The sequence below is a fragment of the Holdemania massiliensis AP2 genome (assembly GCF_000327285.1).
Taxonomy (GTDB): Bacteria; Bacillota_I; Bacilli_A; order Erysipelotrichales; family Erysipelotrichaceae; genus Holdemania; species Holdemania massiliensis.
The window spans coordinates 654665-660434 of the sequence record NZ_HE998568.1 but is presented as its reverse complement, the minus strand read 5'-3'; the positions used below and the strand labels follow the sequence as shown (position 1 = coordinate 660434).

The window sequence follows — 5770 nt, the reverse complement described above, 5'->3', positions numbered from 1 at the left end:
CCTTTTTCGCTGGCCTTTGCCCTTGCTTCCAACTTCTCATTCTCCGCCAGCAGGTCATTGATTGTGACCTTGTACTTTTTCAACTGCCCGGAGAAGTTCTCCATCTGCGGGAACCACTTTTTTAGCATGGAGAGGGCTTCCTCTTTTTTCTTTCCGGCGTTCAGCGGGTTAATGCCGTCAAGGGCGGCTTCAATGGCTCTGGCCTGTTTGGAGAGGGAAACCGCCTGTTTGAAAAGCCGGGTGGGGATATGCTTCCGGCCTGTCCTGCTGGCACTCTCCCCACGCTCCAAGTCGGGATATTTCTCCACCATATAGGCATGAAAATCATCCTGCCACTTCGTCAGGTTTGCCCGGTTGCCGATAATCTCTTTAGCGCACAGGCGGTTGTCCTTTGTCAGCGGAACAAAAGTCAAATGCAGATGGGGCGTTTTCTCGTCCATGTGTACCACCGCCGACACGATATTTTCCCGGCCTACCCGGCCAATGAGGAAGTCCGCCGCCCGCTGGAAGAACGCCAGTATCTCCTTTGGGGATTTCCCCTTGAAAAACTCCGGGCTGGCAGTTATCAGCGTATCGACAAACCGGGTGCTGTCCTTACGGGTTCGACACCCAGCCTGCTCAATCCGGCTCTGAATGAAGTGGTAATAGCGTCCCTCTGGCTTGACGATATGGAAGTTGTATTTACTCCGGCTTGTGTCAATGTCGGGGTTGCTGGTGTATTGTTCTTTCTGTCTTTCGTGATGGGCTTCCAGCGGCCTTGCCGGGTTGCCCTTGTGCTTCTCAAACCGCAAAATTGCGTGTTGTGCCATTCTGCTCCTTTCCCCATTCCTTTCTTATCCGGGGTTTTCCACAGGGAAAATCCCGCAGAAATTAGCTCGGATAGGATTGGAATGGATAGAATATAAATCAATCTTTTTAATCTTTGTATTTCTATATACCGTCCGGTTTTCGTACTTCCGGGGAGTGATTTCCGCACTTCATAAGTACGGTTTTCAGCCCTCCGGCGTACCAGAACCGGATTTCTTGAAGTCGGTGTTTGGAACCGCTTCATAGGATTTTGGGAAAATGCGGTTGGGCTTTCCACAGCCCTGCTTCTGGATCTCCACCAGTCCGGCGTATTGCAGTTCCCGCAGGGTGTTCACCGCTTTCTGCCGCCCACAGTGGAGCAGGTCAACCACCTCACAGATAGGGTAATACAGGAAAATCCGTCCGCAGTCATCCGCCCACCCATTCTTGCGGGATAACTCTGTCCGGCGCAGGATAAAGGCGTACAGAACCTTTGCCTCGTTGGACAGGGGCTTGAATGTGGGGGCTTCAAAGAGAAAATTCGGGAGCCGGGTGAAGCTGAACGCCTTTTCCGGCTGGTGGATATAGATGGTATTTGTCATAGTGCGTTTTGTGGACGGTTAGAAGCCCGTTTTCCGGGGCGGGCGATACTTTATACCACCTGCCCCGGTTTGGGGCTTGCGGAGCCTGATAAATCAAGGCTTTTTTCGCTCCTAACTGTCCACAGCAGACCTCCTTTTCCGTTCACTTTCTGTTTTCTGCCGCCTGTGAACTCTGGCGGCACAGCCGGGGCAGTATTTTGCCCGGTTGGATTTGGGGACGAACACACCGCCGCAGACCACACAGCGTTTCAAGTCCTTATCCCGGAAAATCTCCGCTTCCAGCGTCCCGTCCAGCGGCAAGACCGCCCAGCGGAACCACTTACAGCAGACCGAGAAAGAAACTGTCTGCGGGCAGGTGCAGGTGTCCCCATCGTCAAGGACAATGCAGTTGCCGTCCTCAAAGCAACAGCACTCCCGGCGGATCAGGCTGGCCGCCTGTTTCCTCTGCGCCGGTGTCATGCGGTAAAGGGAACCGTCCGGCCTGCGTTCCAGCGGCGGCAAGTCTTTATAGGGGCTATCTCTCATGCGTTCCCTCCGTTTTACTTTCCGTTGCCGTTTTCCCCGAAAAGGCTTCCTGCCCCATTCCTGCGGCGTGTTCCGGCGTTGGCACGCTCCCCACAGCTTCGGGACAAGTTGTCCCGAAGTGACCCCTGGACAAAGTGTCCATAAGTTGGCTCCTTGCGGTGCTTCCCCTGCCGGGGTATTCCTTTTCGGACGGTCATTCGGTTTTCAAGGTGCCGTTCATCGATGAACTACCCTAAGTCTACACCTAAAAGACCGCCCGTCCCGTATATCCGAAAGGTAGGAAATCCGCCCAAAAAACGGCCTATTTCCATGCTCTCGGAATTGTGGTAGAATGAAAAAGCAGAACAATAAACGATAATTTTGGAGTACATACCGATATGGAAATTATAGAAATCAAAGAGAATAAAAAACAATTTCTCCCCTTATTACTGTTAGCCGATGAACAAGAGAGCATGATAGACCGATATATTGATAGAGGAACGATGTATGTATTAGTCGATAATGGGGTTAAATGCGAGTGTGTAGTAACCGACGAGGGCAAAGGCATTCTTGAAATTAAAAATATTGCAACTGCGCCAGAATATCAGGGCAAAGGTTACGGCAAGGCACTAATTGACTTTGTTGCTGCGAAATATAAAGGGAAGTATTCGATACTACAAGTTGGCACAGGGGATAGCCCGTTGACCGTTCCTTTTTATGAAAAATCTGGTTTTGCCCGCTCACACAGCATTGAAAATTTTTTTATTGATAACTATGACCACCCTATTTTTGAAGGTGGGGTTCAACTAACAGATATGATTTATTTACAGAAAAAAATATAAATTCCCATTTATCGGGCAGACAAGGAGGGAGTGCATGGAACTATCCATACAAGAACGATTGAAAGACCTGCGTGTGGAGCGTGGGCTGACGCTGGAACAGCTTGCGGAGGAAACTCATCTTTCCAAATCTGCTTTAGGCAGTTATGAGGGAGACAATCTCAAAGACATCAGCCACCATGCCCTTATCCAGCTGGCAAAGGTTTATGAAGTGACCGTTGATTACCTGCTGGGACGCTCTAAAACAAAAAATCACCCAAACGCCGATCTTGCAGACCTGCGTTTGAGTGACGATATGATTGAATTGCTGAAAAGCGGGCGGGTGGATAATTCCCTCCTGTGCGAACTGGCGACACACCCGGATTTTCCCCGGCTCATGGCTGACCTTGAAATCTATGTGAACGGCGTGGCGGTGAAGCAGGTGCAGGCCGCAAACGCCATAGTGGATACCATGAGCGCAACGATTATGAAGCAGCACAATCCCGGCCTGACCGACCCGCAGCTACGGCAGCTTGTCACCGCCCATATTGACGATGACAGCTTTTGCCGCTATGTGATACAGCAGGACATAAACAAGATAGCCCTTGACCTGCGGGAAGCCCATAAGGACGATTTTTTCAGCGTTCCGGAGGACAATCCGCTGGAAGATTTCTTGCAGACCGCCGAGGAAACCGCCAGAGAGGACAGCGACCCGGAGCAAGCGGCTTTGGCGTTTATCTGTAAGCGGCTCAAGCTGAATTTGAAAAAGCTGTCCGAGGAAGAAAAGAAGTGGCTGAAAAAGATTGCACAGAAGTCGGACTTGCTGAAAAATCCAAACCCGCAGCGGGGGAGAAAATAAGTGGGCGACAAAAACAAATTTTACAAAACGGAGGATACCATGAAGAAAGACGATAGAGAAAGATGTTCGTGGGCAACCACAGAACTCTATAAAGAATACCATGATGAGGAATGGGGAAAGCCCGTTCATGATGATAGAAAACTATTTGAAATGTTGGTTCTTGAAGGTATGCAAGCCGGATTATCATGGCTGACGATATTAAATAAAAGAGCTGCATTTAAGGAAGCCTTCAACGAGTTTGATTATCAAAAAATTGCTCTCTATGACGAAACTAAAATTGATGAGTTAATGCAAAATCCCAATATTGTTCGCAATAGATTAAAAATTAAGTCGACAATCACAAACGCACAGCAATTTATCAAAATCCAAGAAGAATACGGAAGTTTTGATAAGTTTATTTGGTCTTATGTTAAGAATAGACCGATTCATAATCATTTCAAATCGGAAGCGGACATTCCTGCAACAACGCCACTTTCAGATAGAATCAGTAAAGACTTAAAAAAACGAGGCTTTAAGTTTGTAGGCAGCACGATTATATATGCGTATATGCAGGCAATCGGAATTGTAAATGACCATGTGAAAGGTTGCTATTTGTATGTACCAGAATAATTCAATATTTCGGTACAATTTATCGAGAGATAGCAAAGCCAGCCGAGCCAGTCAACGGTCAAGATGAACGGCGCATTTCATGCGCCGCCGTTGACAGTCCCGCCCGTCTTTGCTAAAGGGTAATCAAGGCGGGAAAGCCCTAAAATGGCTTCACACCTATTTCAATAATTGGAGGAGATAAAAATGAGATCAGAAAAGGAAGTTTATGATATTGTTTTGAATTTTGCAAAAACAGACAAACGCATTCGCATGGTTACTTTGGAAGGATCTAGAACAAATACAAATATTCCGCCTGATGATTTTCAGGATTTTGATATTACTTTTTTTGTTACGGATATGGACAGCTTCACAAGTGATGATAAATGGCTTGATATATTTGGTGAAAGGTTGATTCTGCAAAAGCCGGAAGATATGGAATTATTTCCAGCTGTAGAAAAGGGATTTTCATATTTAATGCTGTTTACTGATGATGTTAAGATAGATTTAACTTTGCTGCCGCTGGAACTGATAGACGAGTATTTTACATGGGATAAACTGGTAAAGTTACTGTTGGATAAAGACAACCGTATCGTAAAGCCGCCAATACCAACGGATATAGACTACCACTTGCAGAAGCCTACTCAAAGAATGTTTGACGATTGCTGTAATGAATTTTGGAATACTACAACATATGTAGTAAAGGGCTTATGCCGCAAAGAAATACTTTTTGCTATTGACCATATGAATGATATAGTACGAAAAGAATTGCTTCGCATGATTTCCTGGCTGATTGGTATCAAACAGGGATTTCATTTCAGTTTGGGAAAAAACTATAAATTTATGAAGCAATATGTCCCAGAGGAATTGTGGGAACGACTTATGTCCACTTATAATATGGATTCCTATCCCCATATGTGGGAATCCTTTGAACAATGTATGGCATTGTTCCGGGAGGTTTCGTCAGAAGTGGCATGCCAGTTGGATTACCAGTATCCACTATATGATGAAAAAATCAGTAATTATGTGATTCGGCAAAAGAAAAAATATGGCATTGAAGATGATAACAAATAAAATTTTTTCAATCGAAAAAATTTATTTTGATTATTCAATTTTGAAAAACTGAATACCTCAAAATCAGAAAGAGCGCAGACAAGCACTTTGAGGGATTGGCCGCCTTGTCCACCCATTCAGCGGGACGGCGGGCGGCGGTCAAGGCTGGGTGTAAACCCATTCATTTCAGTCTTGACGGTTGCCCGCTGTCCTGCTGCTTTTCCGGGAGTGTGGCCACAACTTCGGGACACTTTATCCACAAGTCGGAGCGTAGGACGAGGGACGGGGGCTTTCATATACGCCCTGTCTGCTGATGAAACCAGACCTGCGCTTGCGGCTCCACGCCACGCAAGCACAGCCCTGTTTTCTTGCCGCTTCAAATCTTGCCGCTTCAAATGCCCTTGCCCTCCCCGGCGGCAACGGCAATTTCACGACAACGCCGACAGAGCGTATAACACACTACACTTTGCTTCGCAAAGTCGTGTGCCAAATGGGGGCGTTGCCCCCTTTGGAAACCCCCACAAGAAAAGGCGGTACGCTACCCCCCTCCACGGGGCGCATAC

7 protein-coding genes are annotated in these 5770 nt (G+C 47.1%); 4 read left to right on the top strand and 3 right to left on the bottom strand.

Annotated elements, in window-relative coordinates; genetic code table 11:
• From mobV to BN162_RS10865, 3 genes are all read right to left on the bottom strand, one after another.
• Nucleotides 1-809, bottom strand: an 809-nt coding sequence (mobV, locus tag BN162_RS10875) for a MobV family relaxase (protein ID WP_020225132.1), incomplete at its 3' end; no start/stop codon positions are given.
• A 183-nt stretch (nt 810-992) separates the two neighbouring features.
• A complete protein-coding gene (locus BN162_RS10870; RefSeq protein WP_020225131.1) occupies nt 993-1388 on the bottom strand; it encodes a replication initiator protein A in 396 nt (131 codons plus the stop codon).
• A 111-nt stretch (nt 1389-1499) separates the two neighbouring features.
• A complete protein-coding gene (locus BN162_RS10865) occupies nt 1500-1913 on the bottom strand; it encodes a cysteine-rich VLP domain-containing protein (protein WP_020225130.1) in 414 nt (137 codons plus the stop codon).
• 377 nt (nt 1914-2290) lie between these two features.
• On the opposite strand from BN162_RS10865, the gene BN162_RS10860 reads away from it, so the two are divergent.
• The 4 genes from BN162_RS10860 (at nt 2291) to BN162_RS10845 (ending at nt 5228) form a co-directional block, all read left to right on the top strand.
• The gene (locus tag BN162_RS10860; protein WP_020225128.1) at nt 2291-2734 is read left to right on the top strand and encodes a GNAT family N-acetyltransferase; all 444 of its coding nucleotides are present in this window, start codon (nt 2291-2293) and stop codon (nt 2732-2734) included.
• A gap of 34 nt (nt 2735-2768) precedes the next feature.
• The gene (locus BN162_RS10855; RefSeq protein ID WP_020225127.1) at nt 2769-3569 is read left to right on the top strand and encodes a helix-turn-helix domain-containing protein; all 801 of its coding nucleotides are present in this window, start codon (nt 2769-2771) and stop codon (nt 3567-3569) included.
• A 39-nt stretch (nt 3570-3608) separates the two neighbouring features.
• The gene (locus tag BN162_RS10850; RefSeq protein WP_005934810.1) at nt 3609-4178 is read left to right on the top strand and encodes a DNA-3-methyladenine glycosylase I; all 570 of its coding nucleotides are present in this window, start codon (nt 3609-3611) and stop codon (nt 4176-4178) included.
• Nucleotides 4179-4361: 183 nt separating this feature from the next.
• Nucleotides 4362-5228: an aminoglycoside 6-adenylyltransferase AadE gene (locus tag BN162_RS10845; RefSeq protein WP_001255868.1), complete on the top strand. Its 867-nt coding sequence runs from the start codon at nt 4362-4364 to the stop codon at nt 5226-5228.
• Nucleotides 5229-5770: the final 542 nt, after the last annotated feature.

What these genes read in the sequence shown, in the direction of transcription:
- BN162_RS10870 (WP_020225131.1), bottom strand. Translation starts at nt 1,388, where the DNA reads ATGACAAATACCATCTATATCCACCAGCCGGAAAAGGCGTTCAGCTTC.
- BN162_RS10865 (WP_020225130.1), bottom strand. Translation starts at nt 1,913, where the DNA reads ATGAGAGATAGCCCCTATAAAGACTTGCCGCCGCTGGAACGCAGGCCG.
- BN162_RS10860 (WP_020225128.1), top strand. Translation starts at nt 2,291, where the DNA reads ATGGAAATTATAGAAATCAAAGAGAATAAAAAACAATTTCTCCCCTTA.
- BN162_RS10855 (WP_020225127.1), top strand. Translation starts at nt 2,769, where the DNA reads ATGGAACTATCCATACAAGAACGATTGAAAGACCTGCGTGTGGAGCGT.
- BN162_RS10850 (WP_005934810.1), top strand. Translation starts at nt 3,609, where the DNA reads ATGAAGAAAGACGATAGAGAAAGATGTTCGTGGGCAACCACAGAACTC.
- BN162_RS10845 (WP_001255868.1), top strand. Translation starts at nt 4,362, where the DNA reads ATGAGATCAGAAAAGGAAGTTTATGATATTGTTTTGAATTTTGCAAAA.